Raw genomic sequence first — 19,401 nt, 5'->3', positions numbered from 1 at the left:
GGCTCCAGGGTCCGGTCATGGGCGGGGCGGTTCGGGCGCGCCGGCGGCCGCCAGCAGCTCCCGGGTGTACGGGTGGGCGGGCGCGGCGAACAGCTCGGCGGCGGGCGCCCGTTCGACCACCCGGCCGTGCCGCAGCACCAGCACCTCGTCACAGAGGTGCCGGACCAGCGCGAGGTCGTGCGAGATGAACACCAGCCCCACGCCGTGCTGTTCGCGCAGGTCGGCGAAGAGGTTGAGGATCTGCGCCTGGACCGAGACGTCCAGCGCGGAGGTCGGCTCGTCGGCGACCAGCACCTGCGGGCCGACGGCCAGCGCCCGCGCGATCGCGACCCGCTGGCGCTGGCCGCCGGAGAGCCGGTGCGGCCGGGCGTCGAGCACCGCCTCCGGCAGGCCGACCAGCTCGCACAGCCCGCGCGGGTCGCGGTCCCGCAGCCCGTGGGTCGTCAGCGGCTCGGCCAGCGCCTCGCGCACCGTCATCCGGGGGCTGAGCGAGGCGTACGGGTCCTGGAAGACCAGCTGCACCCGGCGCCGCAGTTCGCGTTCCTCGGCGCGGTCGGCCCCGGCCCAGGAGCGGCCGTCCACCCGGACCGTCCCGGCCTGCGGGCGCACCAGCCCGAGCAGCGCGCGGGCCAGGGTGGACTTCCCGGAGCCGGACTCGCCGATCACCCCGACCGCCCGGCCGGGCGCGGCGCCCAGGCTGACGCCGTCCAGCGCCGGGGGCCGGCGGCGGCCGTAGCGGACGGTGAGGCCCTCGGCGACCAGGACGGGCCCGGCGGCCCGCTCCACCCGTCGCACCTCGACAATCTGACGTTCTGTCACTACCGCCTGCGCCACCGGACGATGGCAGGCGAAGCCGGAGTCTCCGGTGTCGGTCCACTCCGGCGCCGAGTCCGTGCAGCGGTCGGCGGCGGCCGCGCAGCGCGGTGCGAAGGCGCAGCCGGCGGGCGCCTCCCCCACTGCCGGCGGGCGTCCGCCGATGACGGTGAGCGGCGCGCCGGGCGGGCCGTCCAGCCGGGGCACGCCAGCCAGCAGCCCGGCGGTGTACCGGTGCCGGGGCGCGGCCAACAGGCCTGCGGTGGGCGCCCGTTCGACGATCCGTCCGGCGTACATCACCTGGACGGTGTCGCAGCTGCGGGCCACCACGCCGAGGTCGTGGGTGATCAGCAGGACGGCCGTGCCGGTCTCGTCGCGCAGCCGGACCAGCAGGTCCAGGATCTCCACCCGGGTGCTCGGGTCGAGCGCGGTGGTCGGCTCGTCGGCGATCAGCAGTTCGGGCCGGTTGGCCATCGCCATGGCGATCAGCACGCGCTGGCGCATGCCGCCGGAGAACTCGTGCGGCCGGTCGCGGTAGCGGCGCGCGGGCTCGGCGATGCCGACCAGGTCGAGGAGTTCGAGCGCCCGGGCCCGGGCTTCGCGGCGGCTCGCGCCGTGCACCAGGGCGGCCTCGGCGAGCTGGCGGCCGACCGGCATCCGGGGGTTGAGGTGGGCCAGCGGGTCCTGGAAGACCATGCCGATGCGCCGGCCGCGCACCGCGCGCACGGCGGGCTCGGGCAGGGCCAGCAGGTCGGTGCCGTCGAAGCGGACGGTGCCGCCGGTGGTGCGGCAGCCCGGAGGCAGCATCCGGTTGACGGCCAGCGCGGTGAGCGTCTTGCCGGAGCCGGACTCGCCGACCAGGCCGAGGATCTCGCCCGGCCGCACGGTGAGGTCCACCCCGCGCACCGCCTCGCCGCCGCCCGCCGTGACGCGCAGGCCGCGCACCTCCAGCAGCGGCGGGCCCGGCACGGCAACGGCGGTCTTGGCCCGGGCCGTTGTGAGGGCATCGGTCGTGGTCACCGCAGTCTCTCCCGGTTGAACGAGTCGGCGAGCAGGGTCAGGCCGAACACCAGCAGGCCGAGCAGGACGACCGGCGCCAGTGCGTAACCCGGGTGGAGGAAGAGGTACTTGGAGCCGGTGTTGATCATCGTGCCGAGCGAGGGGGCGGGCGGCTGGATGCCGAGGCCCAGCACGCTCAGGCCGCCCTCGGTCTTGACGGCGTGCGCCATCGCGACGGCCAGCAGCGCGGTGGTGGCGTCGACGACGTTCGGCAGCACGTGGCGGCGCAGGATCCGGCCGCGCGGCACACCGAGCACCCGGGCCGCCACCACGTGGTCGCGGGCCAGCTGGGCGAGCAGGGCCGCCCGCGCCTGGCGTCCGAAGGAGGGCAGCGCGCTGAGCACGATGGTGGCGACCACGGTGCCCAGCCCCGGGCGCACCAGCAGGGCGAGCGCGAGGCCGAGCAGGACGCCGTGCAGGCCGAGCAGCAGGTCGAACAGCCGTTGGACGGCCTCGCCCAGCAGCCGGTTCAGGCCGCCGAGCAGGCCCAGCGCGGTGCCGAGCACGGCGGCCGCGGGCACGGCCAGCAGGCAGACCAGCAGTTCGGTGCGGATCCCGGCCAGCGCCCGGGCGAGCAGGTCGCGGCCGACCTCGTCGGTGCCCAGCAGGTGGGCCGCCGACGGCCCGGCCAGGGCGTCCGGGCCCTGCCGGTAGGGGTCGGCGGCGAACAGCGGGCCGAGCAGCCCCAGCAGCACCACCAGGAGGACGAGGAGCGCGCCGGTGCGCCCGCGCCGGGTGCGCAGCGCGGCCGGGAGCGCGGGCAGGGCGGGCCGGCGGCGTACGGCGAGGGTGCTCGTCACCGGTCCTCCCCGGTGCCGGCGCGGGCGATCCGCGGGTCGAGCCGGCCGACCAGCAGCTCCGAGCCGAGCTGGACGAGTACGGCGACGGCGACGGCGAGCATGATCAGGGTCTGGGCGACCGGGTAGTCCCGCTGGTTGATGGCGTCCAGCAGCAGCTGGCCCAGGCCGTGCCGGGCGAAGAGCTGTTCGGCGACCACCGCGCCGCCGAGCAACTCGCCCAGGTGCAGGCCGAATTCGACACAGAACGGGGCCAGGCTGTTGGGCAGCACGTGGCGCGCCAGGACCCGCCGGGGCGAGGCCCCCTTGGCGACGGCGGTCAGCACGAACTCCTCCTGGCGGGTGCGGCGCAGCTCGGTGGCGAGCAGCCGGGCCAGCACCGCCGCCCCCGGCAGCGCGAGCGCGACGGCGGGCAGGGCGAGGTACTGGACGGCGAGGTCCGGCGCGGTGAACAGGTCCCGCTCGCCGCCGGCGGGCAGCAGGCGCAGCAGGACGGCGAAGACGAAGACGAAGAGCACGGCGGTGACGTACACCGGCAGCGCCAGCAGGGCGGTGGCCAGCGGGTCGAGCACCCGGGCGAGCCGGCCGCGGCGCTCGGCGGCCAGCGCGACGCCCAGCAGCAGGCCGAGGACCAGCATCAGCAGCCCGGCGACGAGGGCGAGTTGGACGGTGCTGCCGACGCTCTGGCCGATCAGCCGGGTGACCGGCTCCCGGTAGTGGAAGGAGCTGCCCGGGTCCCCGGTGAGCAGTCCGTGCAGCCAGCCCAGGTACTGGACGGGCATCGGCCGGTCCACGCCGAGGCTGCCGGCGAGCCGGTCGCGCTGCTCCTGGTCGGCCTCGGCGCCGAGCGCGGCGGAGACCGGGTCGCCGGGGGCGAGGCGGAGCAGCAGGAAGACGGCGACGGAGGCGAGCCAGAGCGTGGCCAGCGCGCCGGCCGCCTTTCTGGTCCAGTAGGGCACGGGGGTACTCCAAGGGGGTCGGAGGAGCCGCCCCAGGGCGGTGGGGGTCGCCCTGGGACGGCCGTCAGGCGGTGCGTCCGACGGTGCGGCGCGGCGACGGCGCCCGGCGGTACGTCCGGCGGTGTGTCAGGCGGTGCGCCGGGTGTCGTCGAGCCGCAGGTAGCCGAGCGCGCTGGTGGCCACGCCGCGCACCGAGGAGGCCAGGGCGTAGGTCTCCCAGGCGTGCGCGAGGGTGATGTGGAAGGACTCGGTGAGCAGGTACTCGGACAGGTCGTGGTTGACCTCGGCCCGGGCCTGCTCGTCGGCGGCGGCGAAGGCGCGGGACTGGAGTTCGGCGTAGGCGGGGTCGGTGACGTGCGAGGTGTTCCGGCCGACCTGGAGCGGGCCGGAGACGGTGATCCCGCTCAGCGGGGAGACGCTGACCATGCCGTGGTTGGCGATGAACAGCCCGTCCAGCGTGCCCTGTTGGATCTTCGGCTGGAGCGCGGCGTTGTCCAGCAGCTGGACGTCGACGCCGAACCCGGCCTGTTCCAGGTCGTACTTGACCAGTTCCACGAGGGAGGCGAAGACCGGCGAGTTGGCGGCGGTGAGCGGCACCCGGGTGCCCTCGGCGCCGGCCTCCCGGAGCAGTCCGCGGGCCTTCTCCGGGTCGTGCGGGTAGCGGGTGACCTGGTCGGGGGTGACGCCGGGGGTGTTGGAGGGCCAGGGCAGGCTGCTCGCCTCGGCGTGGCCGCCGTACACCTGGGCGACGATGCGGTCGCGGTCCACCGCGTACTGGAGGGCCTGGCGCACCCGGCGGTCGCCGAAGGGCCCGCTGGTGACGTTCACGCCGAGGAAGGCCTGCTGGTAGGAGGACCTGGCGGACTGCACGGTGAAGGCCGGGTTCCCGCCGAGCACCTTGAGGTCGCGCCCGGGCACCGCGCCGATCAGGTGGGACTGCCCCGACTGGAGGGCGGACAGCGCGGCCTGGCTGCTGGTCACCGACCGGACGGTGATCCGCTCGAAGTGCGGCCGACCGCTCTGCCAGTAGTGGTCGTAGCGGGCCAGGTCGAGCTGGTTGCCGCCCTTGAACGCCTGCCAGGTGAACGGCCCGGTGCCGTTGACCTTGTCGGCGGCCTTGCCGTCGACGTAACTGCGGGCGTCCACCACGGGGTTGAAGGCCAGCGCGTCGAACAGGTTGCTGGTGGGCCTGGCGAGCGTGAGGGTGACCTCGTTCGGGGCGCTCGCCCGGATGTCGGCGAGCCGTTCCAGCAGCGGCTTGACCTGGGAGGACTTGGCCGCGCCGGTGAGCGAGAAGACGACGTCGTCCGGGCTGAGCGGGCGGCCGTCGTGGAAGGTGACGTCCTCGCGCAGCTTGAGCACGAGCCTGGTGCGGTCGGCGCTCCACTCCCAGGAGGTGGCGAGCCAGGGCACGGGCTGGAGGGTCTGCGGGTCGAGGTCGACCAGCCGGTCCAGCACCAGGTTGACGAACACCGGGGTGTCCGGGCCGCGGTGGAGCAGCTGGGTGGGGTCGGGGGCGGCGCCGTAGACGATCTGGAGGTCCGGCGCGGAGGCGGTGGCGGGGGCGGCGGCCCCGCCTGCGGCGTCCTCGGTGGCGGAGCGGCAGCCCGCCGCCAGCAGGACCGCTCCGGCGCTCAGGCCGAGGAAGCCTCTTCGGGGCAGGCCGTGGTGGCGGGCCGCGTCGCTCATGGTGGTGCTACCTCTTCGGTTCTCGGGGTCTCGGTCGGCGGGTGCGGTGTCAGTACCTGGTCACGACGACGCTGTCGCTCCAGGCCACCACGTCGGGGCCGCCGGTCGGGTAGGGGATGTTCTTGGCCGGGTTCCAGTTGGCCCGGTAGATGCCGGTCTTGAAGTACGGCGACTGGTTCTGGTGGTAGTTGTTGAGGCCGCTGTACGCGCCGACCTGCGCGCCGTCCCGGTAGACGGTGACGGCGCCGGGGGTGGTGTCGGTGGACCAGGTGATGTCGAAGGCCCACTGGTTCCAGTGGCCGAACTGCACGTCGCCGAGCGGGATCACCGCCTCCTGGACGGTGCTCGGGTCGGTCAGCCAGTGCACCTTGAGCCGCCAGCTGCCGTCCTTGACGGTCAGGGCGATCGGCGGCTTGGTGTCGCTGCCGTCGGCGAGCGGGTAGCCGTGCCACTGGGCGAGGATCGTCTCGGTGGACGTCCGCACCCAGTCGGCGGGCAGGTAGTCGGCGAGGGCGAAGCGGTAGCTGCCCCAGCCGAGGGAGTTGACGGCGACCTCGGAGCGGTAGGAGGCGCCGTCGTTCGGGACGCTGAAGCGGGCGGCCTGGCCGGAGCCTCCGGCGGGTGCGGGGGCCACGGTGATGCTGCCGTTGCCGTCGACGCGCTGGCGGGTCCAGGCGGCGAGGGTGCCGGATTCGAAGTCGTCGGCGAAGACCTCGGTGGCGGCGGTCACGGCCGCGGGGGCGGGGGCGGGAGCGGGAGCGGCGGCGTGGGCGGGAGCGGCGGCGGTCACGGCCAGGGCGGCGGTGAGCACGGCGCCGGCGAGGCGGCCGGGGAGTCGGGACACGGGTTCTTCTCCATCTCGGGTTCGGGTACGGGCGACCGGTGGTCGGGGCCGGCTGACGGGATCAACCGGCCCTAGCGACAGGAGCCGGCCGGTCCCACCCAGGTCGGGCTGGACCAGGCCCACTGGTCGTTCACCTGTCGTACCCTCACGTGGTAGAAGTCCCCGTCGCCGCCGGGGCGTTCGTCGGTCAGCTCGAACTCGGCGGTGGTCTCCCGGTCGGGCACGGCCCGGTCGAAGCGGTAGGCGCCGGAGACGAACCCGCCGGTGAAGCCGGTCCGCGCGCCCGCCAGCAGCTCGCCGACGGCGTGGGCGGTCTCGACGCCGTTCACGACGGCGACCAGCCTGGTCCGCTCGTCGCCCTCGACCCGCAGCGAGAAGCCCTGGGTGCTGTCGGTGGCGGTGTTGGGGTTGCCGTCGGTGACGGTCCGCAGCCGGACCTCCCCCGGCCCGGTGCGCTCCCAGTGGGACGGCCGGTAGGTGTCCGGCTCGGCCTCGGCGGGCGCGACCGTCTCCGGGCCGCGCAGCCGGGGCTGGACGTCCAGCAGCCGCCCGCCCTCGATCCGCAACTCCACGTCCCAGTGCACCGGTTCGCCGCGCCGGCCCCAGCCGACGGCGAAGCCCAGGGTACCGGTGAAGGTGTCCTCGGCGGCGGCGCGGGCGAGCAGTTCGGGGCGGCTGACCCGGTGGACGGGGACGCCGTTGCGCAGCAGTTCGACGTGGTCGAGCGCGTCCCGGCCCTGGACGGTGACCTGGATCCGGCGCCGGTCGGCGGAGGGGGCCTCGGCGCCCATCGGGGCGCCGTTGACGGAGGTGGCGAGCAGGATGCGGTCGCCGGTGATCGCGTAGGTTCGGCGCTGCTGGACGGCGGTCCAGATCCCGTCGCGGGTCAGCTCCGGGGCCCAGACCGCGACCCGGCCGTGCCCGTGGCTGCCGGGGAAGGCGCTGTGGTGGTCGGTGGAGCCGATCAGCCCGAAGCGGTGGCCCAGCCGCAGGCCGTGGACGGCCGTCCCGGCGGCGGCGCGCGGGCCCATGGTGTGCAGGTAACTGCGCGGCGCCTCGTCGGACTCCGCGCAGCCGTGCATCGACACCATCTCCACCACCGGGGCGAACTCCTCGGTGTAGGAGGCCCAGTCGATGCCGCGGCGGGCCGGTCCGTAGCCGATGTGGTGCGGCAGGGCCCAGGTCCGTACCCCCTGGGCGGCGAGCTCCCGGAGCCGGGCGCGCAGTTGCTCCAGGTCCGCCGCCCGGATGATCTCGCCGCGCGGGCCGTCGAAGTACACGCAGTGGTCGCCGTAGGCGAGGCTGTGCCACTCGAAGGACTGGAAGGTGACGAAGCGGCCGTCCTCGTGGGCGGCGGCGGTGACGTCCTGGACGTGGTCCCAGAGCCGGGCCAGCCGGGCGAAGCCCTCGGTGTGGTAGTCGACCAGGCTCGCCAGTTCGGGGGTGCGCTCGGGCAGGTCGGGCCACCAGCCGTGGCCGGTGACGCTGGCGAAGTCGAGCTGGAGCCGGGCGTTGGCGTAGGCGTCCTCGATGCTCCCGTGGCCGTAGCTGATGCCGCAGTGGTTGTGGAGGTCGCCGACGTACAGGCCCAGACCGGCGTAGCCGGGCGCGTCGGTGGTGGGGGCGGTCATCGGGGCGGGGCTTCCTCGGGTCGGGGTCGGCGGTGTTTGATCGACTCTGAGAAGAAGCTAGCCGTGATCTCCGGGGGCCGGTCAAGGCCCAGCCGGTCGGTGTCGTGCGATCGCCATCGGGCGAAACATCGGCTTCACAGACATCCGGCAGGTGGGAGCGGGAAGATGCAGGCCAGCCGACCGGGCCCGGCCTACCGCGAGCCGCTCGGACTTTTGATCGATCTGATAGAAACTCTTCTCATCCCCTCCCGACCCCTTCGAAGGACGGTCCCGTGCCGCACCCCGCCGCCCTGCCCGCCGCGCCCGACCTGAGCGCCTCCCACCTGGTCCGCGCCCCCGAGCGCCCCGAACCCGGCTACTGGGCCGGCTGCCCGGGCGTCCGGTACGAGCCGGACCGCGACCGCTTCCTGCTCACCTACCGCGAGCGCCGCCCGCGCGGCGCGGCCGGCGGGCCCGACCGCGGCTGGCGCTGCGCCGTCGCCGAGAGCACCGACGGCATCGCCTTCCGGGACCTGTGGTCCGTCCGGAGCGACGAACTGGGCTCCCCCTCGATGGAGCGCCTCGCCCTGCTGCGCCGCGACGGCGGCTACCTGCTCCACCTCAGCCACGTCGACCCGGCCGACAACCGCTGGCGGATCGACGCCCTGAGCGCCGACACCCCCGACTCCTTCGACCCCGGCGCCCGCACCCCCGTCCTGACCGCCGCGACCACCGGCACCGAGGGCGTCAAGGACCCGTACCTGCTCGAAACCGACGCCGGCGTCCACCTGTTCGCCACCGTCTCCCGGGCCCGGCCGTTCACCCCCGAGGAGCGGGCCCGCGCCCACGCGAGTGCCGACATCCACACCACCGGCCTCACCGTCCAGCCCACCGCCCTCGCGCTCTCCCCGGACGGGCTGCGCTTCACCGCCCCGCCCGGCCGCGCCGCCGAGGCCCTGGACGTCGGCCCGGCCGGCGCCTGGGACGGCTACGAGTCCCGGATCACCACCGTCCTCCCCGACGGCCGGGGCGGCTGGCTCGCGCTCTACGACGGCTCGGCGGACGCCGCCGGCAACTACGAGGAGCGCTGCGGCCTGGCCGCCTCCGCCGACCTGCGCGCCTGGCACCGCCTCACCCCGGACGGCCCCTGGCTGGACGTCCGGTACGCCGACCTCGTCTCGGCCCGCGGCCGCTGGTACCTCTACTACGAGCAGAGCCGCGCGGACGGCGCCCACGAACTGCGGGTGGCCGTCCTGGACGAGTTCGCCGGGGTCCGCCCCGACGGCGGCCCGGTGACGGACCGATGACGCCGGACCGCGACTGAGACGCCCGGCTCACGCGCCCGCGGCGGCCGCCTCGGCGAGGGAGTCCAGCACCGGCCGGACCAGCGGGTGCCCGTCGGCACCGGCCCGGACGGCGGCGAAGACCCGGCGGGTGGCGAGCTCGCTGTCCACCGGGCGCACCGCGACCTCGCCGAGGTCGACGCCGCGCAGCGCCGAGCGCGGCACCAGCGCCACCCCGAGCCCCGCCGAGGCCAGCGCCACCACGGCCCGGAAGTCGTCCGAGGAGTGCAGCAGCCGGGGCTGGAACCCGGCGTGCTCGCAGGCCAGCAGCACCACGTCGTGGCAGGGGTTGCCCGGGTACGGCCCGATCCACGGCTCGTCGGCCAGCGAGGCGACGGCCAGCGGGCCGGACTCGGCGGCCAGCCGGTGGCCGAGCGGCAGCACGGCCTCGAAGGGCTCGGCGTACAGCGGCACCCTGGTCAGCCGGGCGTCGTCGGCGCGCGGGGCGCCCCGGTACTCGACGGCCACCGCGAGGTCGGCCCGGCCGTCCAGCACCATCGGCAGGCTGGCGTCGCCCTCGGCGTCCAGCACCTTGAGCCGCACCCCGGGCGCGCGCCCGGCGAGCAGGCCGACGGCCGGGGCGAGCACGGAGGCGATGGCGGTCGCGAAGGAGGCGACCGTCACCTCCCCGGAGACGCCCGCGCTGTACGCGGCGAGGTCGGCCTCGGCGCGCTCCAGCTGGGCGAGCACCACGTCGGCGTGGCCGAGCAGGATCTCCCCGGCGGCGGTCAGCCGCACGCCCCGGCCCTCCCGGGCGAGCAGGTGGTGGCCGGTCTCCTGCTCCAGGGCGGCCAGCTGCTGGGAGACCGCGGAGGGGGTCAGGTAGAGGGCGGCCGCCGCGGCGGTCACGGTGCGGTGGTCCGCCACGGCCCGCAGGGTCCGCAGCCGTCGTGCGTCGATCACGGACCAATTCTGCCAGCGCGGCACGGCGCACCCGACCGGAGCACGGTTCCACCGGGTCCGCCGACGGCCGCGCGGGCCGGCCCGGACGGCTCCCGCCCACCGACATCCGCCCCGTACGGCGGGACGGTTGTACCGGCGTGGGAGATTTCGGCCGGAGATACGACCGGTGAGGTATTTCCGGACGAGATCGCTCCTGTCCGTTGACCGGACACCCGCACGGCGCTTGGCTCTTCCCCAACCGGGCCACGGGGGTGTCGACGGCCCGGCACCGTCATCTGGGGAGGACGATCCATGACCACCGCACGCACCCGCCGCCGCCTGGCCCGTACCGCCGCCGTCCTGGTGGCCGTGGCCGTGGCCGGCGCCGCGATGCCCGCCGCCGAGGCCCGCCCGCCCAAGGGCGACACCGCCCGGGTCAGCGAGGGCGCCAAGGGCGAGCCGCTGAACGGCACCTCCCTCGCGCTCGGGCTGAGCGGCGACGGCCGCTACGCCCTGTTCTCCTCGGCGGCGACCAACCTGCTGCCGGGCGGCGCCGGGGTCCTCGGCGACGTCTACGTGCGGGACCTGCGCAACGGCCACACCGAGCGGGTCAGCGTCGCCGACGACGGCTCCGCCCTGGACAACGGCAGCAACGACGCGGCGATCAGCGGCAACGGCCGGTACGTGGTGTTCAGCAGCTACGCCTCCAACGCGGTGCCCGGGCAGCCGAAGCACCCCTCGGACGTCTTCGTCCGGGACCGCTGGACCGGCCGCACCGAGCTGCTCTCCGCGGGCGACGGCGTCTCCGGCGCGGGCGACGACCAGAGCATCCGCAACGCCTTCAACGCCGCCATCAGCGCCGACGGCCGCTACGTGGTCTACTCCTCCGACCGCACCGACCTCGCCCCCGGCGTGCGCCGCGGCAAGTTCAACGTCTTCCTCGCCGACCGCTGGACCCACACCACCCGGGTGGTCAGCACCGGCGCGGACGGCACCCCGGCCGACAACAACTCCTTCCGCCCGACGATCAGCGCGGACGGCACCGTCATCGGCTTCACCTCGCGGGCCGGCAACCTGCTCCCGGCCGAGCAGACCCCGCCCGCGCTCGCCGCCGCTTCCGCCGCGGACCCCGCCGACGGCCCGGACCTCGCCGAGGCCGCCCAGGCCCCGCGGACCGCCTCCGCCCGCGCCGAGCTGGCCGCCATCCGCGCCTACCCGTACTACGTCTGGGACGCCCGCACCGGGAAGATCACCGGCGCCAGCTACAACGAGGCCGGCGAGTTCGTCAACAGCGGCAACGACGGGCGGATCAGCCCCTCCGGCCGCTACGCGGCCTACACCGTCTTCGAGGAGGGCGGCCGCCCCGGCTCGCACGGCCGCCACCAGGACGTGTACGTCCGCGAGCTGGCCACCGGCACGACCACCAAGGTCAACAAGCCACTGTCCGGCACCACCCCGCGCGACTCCTCCTACGACCCGGTGATGCCGATGAACGACCGCTGGGTGTACTTCGTCTCCGACGTCGCCGACCTGGTGCCCGGCGACACCAACGAGCAGGCCGACGTCTTCCGCACCGACCTGCGCAGCGGGCACACCGAGCGGGTCTCCCTCGCCCACGACGGCTCCCAGAGCACCACCTCCGCCGCCTTCCCGCAGGTCGACGCCGACGACACGACGCTGCTGTTCAGCGCCCAGGACGGCAACCTGGCGCCCGTCGTCGACAGCGACCTCACGGACGTCTTCCGGCGCCGTCTGTGACGCCCCGACTCCCTCGGTGACGCCCTGACTCCCTTGCCGGATACGCCCGTTGGCGTATTTCCCGGCGGGACCACCCCCGGCCGTTGACCACCGGCCCTCCCGACGGTTGGCTCTGCGAAAGCCCGCCGCCGGGAGGGAGCCCGGCCGGGCGATCCCAGGGGAGGAAGACCTCATGCCCACCGCACGCACCCGCAGGTGGCCGGCCCGGACCGCCGCCGTCCTGGCCGCCACCGCCCTGGCCGCCGGCGCCGCGCTGCCCGCCGCCGAGGCCAAGCCGCCCAAGGGCGACACCGCCCGGATCAGCCAGACCGCCAAGGGCGAGCAGCTCGACGGCCCCTCCAGGGCGCTCGGACTGAGCGAGGACGGCCGCTCCGCCCTGTTCACCTCCGCCGCCACCAACCTGCTGCCCGGAACAGGCACCCCGAACTCCGACGAGGTCTACGTCCGCAACCTGCGCAACGGCCACGTCGAGAAGGTCAGCGTCGCCGACGACGGCTCCCCGCTGAACGCCCCCACCACCGACGCCTCGATCAGTGCCGACAGCCGGTACGTGGCCTTCAGCACCACCGCCACCAACGTGGTGCCCGGCCAGCCGGCCCACCCCAGCGACGTCTTCGTCCGCGACCGCTGGACCGGCCACACCGAACTGGTCACCGCCGACGCCCTGCCGGGCGCCGAGGACCAGAGCGGCTTCGGATCCACCAGCCCCAGCATCAGCCGGGACGGCCGCTACGTCGCCTACGTCTCCAACCGCTCCGACCTCGCCCCGGGCCCCGTGCGACGCGGCAGGAACAACATCTACGTCACCGACCGCTGGACCCGCACCAGCCGCCTGGTCACCGTCGGCGCGGACGGCGAGCCCGCCAGCAACTACTCCCTCGATCCGATGATCAGCGCGGACGGCTCCGCCATCGCCTTCACCTCCCGGGCCGGCAACCTGCTCCCGGAGGCTCCGGCCACCCCCGTCGGCCCCGGTTCCGACGAGACCGGCTCCGACGCCGAGTCGCCGGGAGTGACCGGCGGGCCCATGCACCACCCCTCCTACGTCTGGAAGGCCGCCACCGGCACGATCGTCGCCGGCAGCGTGGACGGCACCGGGCAGCTGAGCGGCAGCAGCGACGGCCGGATCAGCCCCGACGGCCGCTACGCCGTCTACAGCGTCGCCGTCTACGGCACCGGTCTGCCCGGCCACGGCGGCGTCCGGCTGGACGTGTACGTCCACGACCTGGCCACCGGCAAGGTCACCGAGGTCAGCGCCGGCCTGCCGGGCACCACGGCGAACGGGTCCTCCTCCGGCGCCGTCATGACGGCCGACGACCGCTGGGTCTACTTCGACTCCTCCGCCGGCAACCTGCTCCCCGACGACGTCAGGAACCAGAGCAGCGTCTACCGCCGCGACCTGTGGACCGGCCGGATCGAACGGGTCAGCCTCACCCGGGACGGCGCGCCGAGCACCTCCCCCGCCTACAGTCCGTCCGTGGACGCCACCGGAGACGCGGTGCTCTTCACCGCCGACGACGGCGACCTGGTCCCGGGGGACACCAACGCCGTCACGGACGCCTTCCTCCGCCGCCTGTGACGGCCTGACCGCCACTCATCTCCCTTATGGCGTACGACCGGTGGCGTATTTCCGCCCGAGATCGCCGCCGGTCGTTGACCGATGATCCGTACGACGCTTGGCTCTCCTCAAACCGGGCCGCGGGGGTCGTGGGCCCGGGACCGCCACCAGGGGAGGACGATCCATGACGCACACACCCGCCCGACGCCGGCTCGCCCGCGCCGCCGCCGTGCTGGCCGCCACCGCCGTGGCCGCTGGCGCGGCGCTGCCCGCCGCCGAGGCCAAGCCGCCCAAGGGCGACACCGCCCGGATCAGCGAGACCGCCAAGGGCGAGCAGCTCAACGGGGACTCCGTCGCGCTCGGGCTGAGCGAGGACGGCCGCTCCGCGCTCTTCACCTCGACCGCGACCAACCTGCTGCCGGAACCCGGCACCCCGAACTCCGACGAGGTCTACGTCCGCGACCTGCGCAACGGGCACGTCGAGAAGGTCAGCGTCGCCGACGACGGCTCCCGGCTGAACGCGCCCACCAGCGAGGCCTCGATCAGCGCCGACGGCCGGTACGTGGCCTTCAGCACCAGCGCCACCAACGTGGTGCCGGGCCAGGTGGTGCGCAGCAGCGACGTCTTCGTCCGCGACCGCTGGACCGGGCACACCGAGCCGGTCGGCCCGGGCGGCTCCCCCGACGGCGCGTTCTCCGCCGAGCCCTCGCTGAGCCGGGACGGCCGCTACATCGCCTACACCTCCAACCGCACCGACCTCGCCCCGGGCTCGAATCCGCGCTACTTCAGCGTCCTCGTCACCGACCGCTGGACCGGCACCACCCGGGTGGTCACCACCGGCGCGGACGGTGAGGCCCCCAACAACTCCTCCTACGGTGTGACGATCAGCGCGGACGGCTCCACCGTCGGCTTCAGCTCCCGGGCCGGCAACCTGCTCCCGCAGGACCCGGCCGCCACCGAACCGGGCGCCGGCACCGACGGCACCGACGCCGGTGCGCCCGGACTGGCCAAGCCCCGCTTCTACCCCTACTTCGTCTGGAAGGCCGACACCGGCAAGGTCTCCGGCGCCAGCGTGGACGACCAGGGCTACCTGCGCGGCACCAGCATCGGCCCCCGGCTCAGCCCGGACGGCCGCTACGCCCTCTTCGGCCTGCCGGTCCACATCGGCCGGCCCGGTTCCTACCGATACCGGATGGACCTGTACGCCCGGGAGCTGGCCACCGGCAAGCTGACCTGGCTCAACGCCTTCCTGCCCGGCACCACGACCACCGAGGGCGCCCACTACCCCGCCATGACCTTCGACGGCCGCTGGGTCTACTTCGACTCCAGCGCCGACAACCTCGTCCCCGGCGACACCAACGGCGTCAGCGACATCTTCCGCCGCGACCTGAGGACCGGGGCGATCGAACGGGTCAGCCTCACCCGGGACGGCGGGCAGAGCAGCACCGGCTCCACGGCCCCGTTCGTCGACTTCGCCGGCGACACGGTGCTCTTCACCGCCGGTGACGGCAACCTGGTGCCGGGCGACACCAACGGCGCCGCGGACGTCTTCCTGCGCCGCCCCTGATGGCCTGATTCCCTTGCGGCATACGTCTGTTGACGTATTTTCAGCCGAGATCACCCGAGGACGTTGACCCCCCTGCCCTCCCGACGGTTGGCTCTGCGAAAGCCCGCCGTCGGGAGGGAGCCCGGCCGGGCGATCAGAGGGGGGAAGACCTCATGTCCCGTACCACCCGGACGACCCGCAACCGGTGGCTGGCCGGTGGCGGCGGCATCCTGGCCGCGGCCGCCGTGCTCGCCGTCACCGCCGCCCCGGCCCAGGCCGCCCCACTACCGCGCGGCACCACCCAGGTCAGCGTCGGGCTGAACGGCGCGGCGCCCGACAACCTGTCGACCACCCAGGGCATCAGCGCCAATGGCCGCTACGCCCTGTTCACCTCCCGGGCCACGAACCTGCTGCCCAACCCCCCGGTGGGCTGGAGCAACGCCTATGTGAAGGACCTGCGCACCGGCCGCCTCGAACAGGTCAACCTATCCGACGCGGGCGGGGCGCTGAGCGGCTCGACCGACCAGGCCGGGATCAGCGCCGACGGCCGCTACGTCGTCTTCGACAGCGAGGACGAGAACGTGGCGCCCGGCGCGCAGGTCAAGAACCGCACCGAGGTGTACATCAGGGACCGCAGGACCGGCCGCACCGAGCTGGTCAGCGACAGCCCCACCAACACCGACGCCGACCAGTACCACGGCTCGTACAACGCGCAGGTCAGCGGCAACGGCCGGTACGTGGTCTTCGTGTCCTCCCGGAAGGACCTGGACCCGACCGTCGTGGAGGAGCCGGAGCCCGACTCCGGCACCGCCCCCTCGCTCGCCAGGCCCTACACCTGGAAGATCAACGTCTACCTCACCGACCGCTGGACCCACACCACCCGGCTGGTCACCCGCGACGTGCACGGCAAGCCGGGCGAGAGCACCTCCTTCCGGCCGACGATCAGCGCGGACGGCCGCACCATCGGCTTCGGCTCCATCTCCAACCTGCTGCCGGACGAGCAGGCGCCCGGACTCGCCGCCGCGACCACCGCCTCGGCCGCCGCTCCCGCCGACGTGGACCTCACCCCGAGCGCCGCCGAGGCCGCACGCCAGAACGTCCCGCAGAACGCGGCGCAGCCGACCCTGGCCCGTCCGAACGCCGCTCCCTACTACACCTACGACGTACGGTCCGGGAAGATCACGGCGGTGAGCGCGGGCCTCGACGGCCAGATCGGCAGCGCCAGCTTCGAGGCGACGATCAGCCCCGACGGACGGCACGCGGTCTACACCCTGGCCGAGCCCGGCGGCTCGACCGGCGGCCACCGCTCCCACACCGTGCTCTACGTCCGGGACCTCAAGAAGGGCACCGTGACGAAGGTCAGCGGCGGCCTGCCGGGCACCAGCTCGGTCGGCTCCTCCGACCACGGCTCGATCACCGCCGACAACCGCTGGATCTACTTCGAGTCCGCCGCCGACAACCTGGTGCCGGGCCCGCAGCATCCCGGCTGGGACGTCTACCGCCAGGACCTGCGCACCGGCCGCACCGAGCGGGTCTCCACCGCGCCGGACGGCTCGTTCGGCAACGGCTCGTCGCGGGACCCGGTCGTGGCCGCCTCGGGCCGGACCGTGCTGTTCGACTCGACCAGCGGCAACCTGGTCGCCGGCGCCGACGGCCCGGCGGCGGAGGAGAACACCCAGGTGTTCGCCAAGCCCGCGGGCCGCCACCAGGGCCTCGACGCCGCCCAGGACGACGACGGCCAGGGCGACGACCAGGGTGACGGTCAGGGCGAGGGCTGGGACGACTGACCGGCCGCTGCCCGAAAACCGCGACGGGGGCGGGACGTCGGCTGGGCCGGCGTCCCGCCCCCGCAGCGGGAGGGTGGGGCAGGTGGTCTCTGGTCCCTACGGCACGGGGCGGATCGATTCGCCTGCGCCGCACGGCGGTTGGTGAGCCCGTGGGCCGGTCCGATTCCGAGCGGTCCGGCCCACGGGCGGCCTGGGTGGAGGTCAGTCCTCCAGGGCGGCGCGCGCGTCCACGAAGGCCGCGACGGCGCGCTCGACGTCCTCGGTGGAGTGCGCCGCGGACAGCTGCACCCGGATCCGGGCCTGGCCGTGCGGCACCACCGGGAAGGAGAAGCCGATCACGTACACGCCGCGCTCCAGCAGCAGCTCGGCGAGCCGGCCCGCCTTGGCCGCGTCGCCGATCATCACCGGGGCGATCGGGTGGTCGCCGGGCAGGATCTCGAACCCGGCCTCGGTCATCTTCGCCCGGAACAGCGCGGTGTTGGCCGCCAGCCGCTCGCGCAGCTCGGTGGACTTCTCGACCAGGTCGAGCACCTTGAGCGAGGCGGCCGCGATCACCGGGGCCAGCGAGTTGGAGAACAGGTACGGGCGGGAGCGCTGGCGCAGCAGGGCGACGATCTCCCGGCGGGCGGCGACGTAGCCGCCGGAGGCGCCGCCGAGCGCCTTGCCGAGGGTGCCGGTGATGATGTCCACGCGGTCCGTCACGCCGTGCAGCTCGGGGGTGCCGCGGCCGTTCGGGCCGACGAAGCCGACGGCGTGCGAGTCGTCCACCATGACCATGGCGTCGTAGCGGTCGGCCAGGTCGCAGATCTCGCGCAGCGGGGCGACGTAGCCGTCCATCGAGAACACGCCGTCGGTGACGATCAGGCGGCGGCGCGCGTCCTGGGTGTCCTGGAGCTGCTTCTCCAGGTCGGCCAGGTCGCGGTTGGCGTAGCGGTGGCGGCGGGCCTTGCTGAGCCGGATGCCGTCGATGATGCTGGCGTGGTTCAGCGCGTCGGAGATGACGGCGTCCCGGTCGTCCAGCAGGGTCTCGAAGACACCGCCGTTGGCGTCGAAGCAGGAGGAGTAGAGGATCGTGTCCTCCTGGCCGAGGAACGCCGAGAGGCGGTCCTCCAGCTCCTTGTGGACGTCCTGGGTGCCGCAGATGAAGCGGACCGAGGCCATCCCGTAGCCCCAGCGGTCCAGGGCGTCCTTGGCGGCGGCGAGCACCTCGGGGTGGTCGGCCAGGCCGAGGTAGTTGTTGGCGCAGAAGTTCAGCACCTCGCCGGGCAGGCCGCCGGCGGTCACGGTGACGGCGGCGCTCTGCGGGGTGCCGATCACCCGCTCGGGCTTGAACAGCCCGGCCTCGCGGATCTCGTCCAGGGTGGCGGCGACGTCGGCACGCACGTTGTCGAACACTGCGGTCTCCTCAATCAGTTCGGCGGGGCGGTTCGGCGGGTTCGGCGGGGGAGCTTCGGCGGGGCTGAGCCGGGCTCAGGCGGTCCAGTCGAGGATGATCTTGCCGCAGTTGCCGCTCGCGGCGTCGTCGAAGGCGGCCTCGAAGTCGGTGGCGGCGTAGCGGCCGGTGATCACCGGGGCGAGGTCCAGGCCGCCCTCCAGCAGCACGGACATCGCGTACCAGGTCTCGAACATCTCCCGGCCGTAGATGCCCTTGATGGTGATCATCGAGGTGACGATCGAGGCCCAGTCCACCGGGAACTGCTCGGCGGGCAGGCCGAGCATGGCGATCTTCCCGCCGTGGGTCATGTTGGCGATCATCGACTGCATCGCCTCGGGGCGGCCGGACATCTCCAGGCCGACGTCGAAGCCCTCGCGCAGGCCGAGCTTCTGCTGGCCCTCCTCGATGGTGTGCTGCGAGACGTCCAGCGCCAGCGTCACGCCGACCTTGCGGGCCAGGTCGAGGCGGTACGGGGAGACGTCGGTGATCATCACGTTGCGGGCGCCGGCGTGCTTGGCGACGGCGGCGGCCATGATGCCGATCGGGCCGGCGCCGGTGACCAGCACGTCCTCGCCGACCAGCGGGAAGGACAGCGCGGTGTGCACGGCGTTGCCGAACGGGTCGAAGATCGCGGCCACGTCCAGGTCGACCGGCACCCGGTGCACCCAGACGTTGGAGGCGGGCAGCGCCACGTACTCGGCGAACGCGCCGTCCCGGTTCACGCCCAGGCCGACGGTGTTGCGGCACAGGTGGCGGCGGCCGGCCTGGCAGTTGCGGCACTTGCCGCAGACCAGGTGGCCCTCGCCGCTGACCAGGTCGCCGACCGCGATGTCCGTGACACCGGCACCCAGCTCGGCGACCTCGCCGACGAACTCGTGGCCGAGCACCAGCGGGGTCCTGATGGTCTGCTGCGCCCAGCCGTCCCACTTGCGGATGTGCAGGTCGGTGCCGCAGATGCCGGTCCGCAGCACCTTGATCAGCACCTCGCCGGGGCCGATCTCGGGCATGGGGACGTCCATCAGCCAGAGCCCGGGCTCGGCCTGCTGCTTGACGAGTGCCTTCACGGCGGCTCCTGACGTGCGGGTGGGACGGCCTGCGGGTACGGGGGCAGGCCGAGGAGGCCCGGTTCGGCCGCTCCTGGCGGACGCGCTCCGGGCAGGCAGAAATCTGCCTGGTCGGAGGGGGTGCGGTCCATCGAGGAATTCTTAAGGGCGGCCACAGCTGGGCTGAACGATCGTGCCCGAGCGGTGGTCGGCGGCGGGTGCGCGGGCGGGCGCGGCGTGCCGGTGCTCACCCGTCCGGCCGAGCGCGGGCCCGGCGC

Annotated in this window: 14 protein-coding genes; 5 read left to right on the top strand and 9 right to left on the bottom strand. The window is 74.3% G+C overall.

What is annotated here, in order from left to right:
• Positions 1 to 15: 15 nt before the first annotated feature.
• From ACFCY1_RS05535 to ACFCY1_RS05510, 6 genes are all read right to left on the bottom strand, one after another.
• Positions 16 to 1,833 carry a dipeptide ABC transporter ATP-binding protein gene (locus tag ACFCY1_RS05535; RefSeq protein WP_375873628.1) on the bottom strand — a complete coding sequence of 606 codons (1,818 nt, stop codon included), beginning with the start codon at positions 1,831 to 1,833 and terminating at the stop codon, positions 16 to 18.
• Entirely contained in the window at positions 1,830 to 2,672 is an 843-nt protein-coding gene (locus ACFCY1_RS05530) for an ABC transporter permease (protein ID WP_375873627.1), read from the bottom strand. Before ACFCY1_RS05530 ends, ACFCY1_RS05535 begins: the two co-directional genes overlap by 4 nt.
• Positions 2,669 to 3,628 (bottom strand): ABC transporter permease, encoded by a 960-nt coding sequence (locus ACFCY1_RS05525; protein WP_074003745.1) that lies wholly within the window; start codon positions 3,626 to 3,628, stop codon positions 2,669 to 2,671. The genes ACFCY1_RS05530 and ACFCY1_RS05525 overlap by 4 nt, the downstream gene beginning before the upstream one ends.
• Positions 3,629 to 3,754: 126 nt before the next feature.
• Positions 3,755 to 5,317 carry an ABC transporter substrate-binding protein gene (locus ACFCY1_RS05520; protein WP_375873626.1) on the bottom strand — a complete coding sequence of 521 codons (1,563 nt, stop codon included), beginning with the start codon at positions 5,315 to 5,317 and terminating at the stop codon, positions 3,755 to 3,757.
• A 49-nt stretch (positions 5,318 to 5,366) separates the two neighbouring features.
• On the bottom strand, positions 5,367 to 6,161 hold the full coding sequence (locus tag ACFCY1_RS05515; RefSeq protein WP_375873625.1) for a polysaccharide lyase: 795 nt from the start codon (positions 6,159 to 6,161) through the stop codon (positions 5,367 to 5,369).
• Between the two features lie 71 nt (positions 6,162 to 6,232).
• Positions 6,233 to 7,792, bottom strand: a complete 1,560-nt coding sequence (locus ACFCY1_RS05510) for a DUF3604 domain-containing protein (protein ID WP_375873624.1) — start codon at positions 7,790 to 7,792, stop codon at positions 6,233 to 6,235.
• Between the two features lie 272 nt (positions 7,793 to 8,064).
• On the opposite strand from ACFCY1_RS05510, the gene ACFCY1_RS05505 reads away from it, so the two are divergent.
• Positions 8,065 to 9,078: a hypothetical protein gene (locus ACFCY1_RS05505; protein WP_375873623.1), complete on the top strand. Its 1,014-nt coding sequence runs from the start codon at positions 8,065 to 8,067 to the stop codon at positions 9,076 to 9,078.
• Positions 9,079 to 9,105: 27 nt separating this feature from the next.
• On the opposite strand, the gene ACFCY1_RS05500 is transcribed toward ACFCY1_RS05505, so the two are convergent.
• Positions 9,106 to 10,017: a LysR family transcriptional regulator gene (locus tag ACFCY1_RS05500; protein WP_049651227.1), complete on the bottom strand. Its 912-nt coding sequence runs from the start codon at positions 10,015 to 10,017 to the stop codon at positions 9,106 to 9,108.
• Between the two features lie 291 nt (positions 10,018 to 10,308).
• Here ACFCY1_RS05500 and ACFCY1_RS05495 point away from each other — a divergent pair, with 291 nt between their 5' ends.
• The 4 genes from ACFCY1_RS05495 to ACFCY1_RS05480 all read left to right on the top strand — a co-directional run bounded on the left by ACFCY1_RS05495 (position 10,309) and on the right by ACFCY1_RS05480 (position 16,645).
• The gene (locus ACFCY1_RS05495; protein WP_375873622.1) at positions 10,309 to 11,754 is read left to right on the top strand and encodes a hypothetical protein; all 1,446 of its coding nucleotides are present in this window, start codon (positions 10,309 to 10,311) and stop codon (positions 11,752 to 11,754) included.
• Between the two features lie 172 nt (positions 11,755 to 11,926).
• Positions 11,927 to 13,333: a hypothetical protein gene (locus tag ACFCY1_RS05490; RefSeq protein WP_375873621.1), complete on the top strand. Its 1,407-nt coding sequence runs from the start codon at positions 11,927 to 11,929 to the stop codon at positions 13,331 to 13,333.
• Positions 13,334 to 13,496: 163 nt separating this feature from the next.
• Positions 13,497 to 14,879: a PD40 domain-containing protein gene (locus tag ACFCY1_RS05485; RefSeq protein WP_049651230.1), complete on the top strand. Its 1,383-nt coding sequence runs from the start codon at positions 13,497 to 13,499 to the stop codon at positions 14,877 to 14,879.
• Positions 14,880 to 15,031: 152 nt separating this feature from the next.
• The gene (locus ACFCY1_RS05480) at positions 15,032 to 16,645 is read left to right on the top strand and encodes a TolB family protein (RefSeq protein ID WP_375873620.1); all 1,614 of its coding nucleotides are present in this window, start codon (positions 15,032 to 15,034) and stop codon (positions 16,643 to 16,645) included.
• A 201-nt stretch (positions 16,646 to 16,846) separates the two neighbouring features.
• Here the strand turns inward: ACFCY1_RS05480 and ACFCY1_RS05475 are convergent, their stop codons facing one another.
• Positions 16,847 to 18,040, bottom strand: a complete 1,194-nt coding sequence (locus tag ACFCY1_RS05475; protein ID WP_375873619.1) for a glycine C-acetyltransferase — start codon at positions 18,038 to 18,040, stop codon at positions 16,847 to 16,849.
• A 75-nt stretch (positions 18,041 to 18,115) separates the two neighbouring features.
• On the bottom strand, positions 18,116 to 19,144 hold the full coding sequence (gene tdh / locus ACFCY1_RS05470; protein WP_049651233.1) for an L-threonine 3-dehydrogenase: 1,029 nt from the start codon (positions 19,142 to 19,144) through the stop codon (positions 18,116 to 18,118).
• Positions 19,145 to 19,401 lie beyond the last annotated feature (257 nt).

The sequence above is a fragment of the Kitasatospora sp. NPDC056273 genome (assembly GCF_042268845.1).
Lineage (GTDB): Bacteria > Actinomycetota > Actinomycetes > Streptomycetales > Streptomycetaceae > Kitasatospora.
This window is presented reverse-complemented; position numbering and strand designations above follow the sequence as displayed.

Coding starts and splice junctions, on each gene's coding strand:
- ACFCY1_RS05520 (WP_375873626.1), bottom strand. CDS start 5,317: ATGAGCGACGCGGCCCGCCACCACGGCCTGCCCCGAAGAGGCTTCCTC.
- ACFCY1_RS05510 (WP_375873624.1), bottom strand. CDS start 7,792: ATGACCGCCCCCACCACCGACGCGCCCGGCTACGCCGGTCTGGGCCTG.
- ACFCY1_RS05495 (WP_375873622.1), top strand. CDS start 10,309: ATGACCACCGCACGCACCCGCCGCCGCCTGGCCCGTACCGCCGCCGTC.
- ACFCY1_RS05490 (WP_375873621.1), top strand. CDS start 11,927: ATGCCCACCGCACGCACCCGCAGGTGGCCGGCCCGGACCGCCGCCGTC.
- ACFCY1_RS05485 (WP_049651230.1), top strand. CDS start 13,497: ATGACGCACACACCCGCCCGACGCCGGCTCGCCCGCGCCGCCGCCGTG.
- ACFCY1_RS05480 (WP_375873620.1), top strand. CDS start 15,032: ATGTCCCGTACCACCCGGACGACCCGCAACCGGTGGCTGGCCGGTGGC.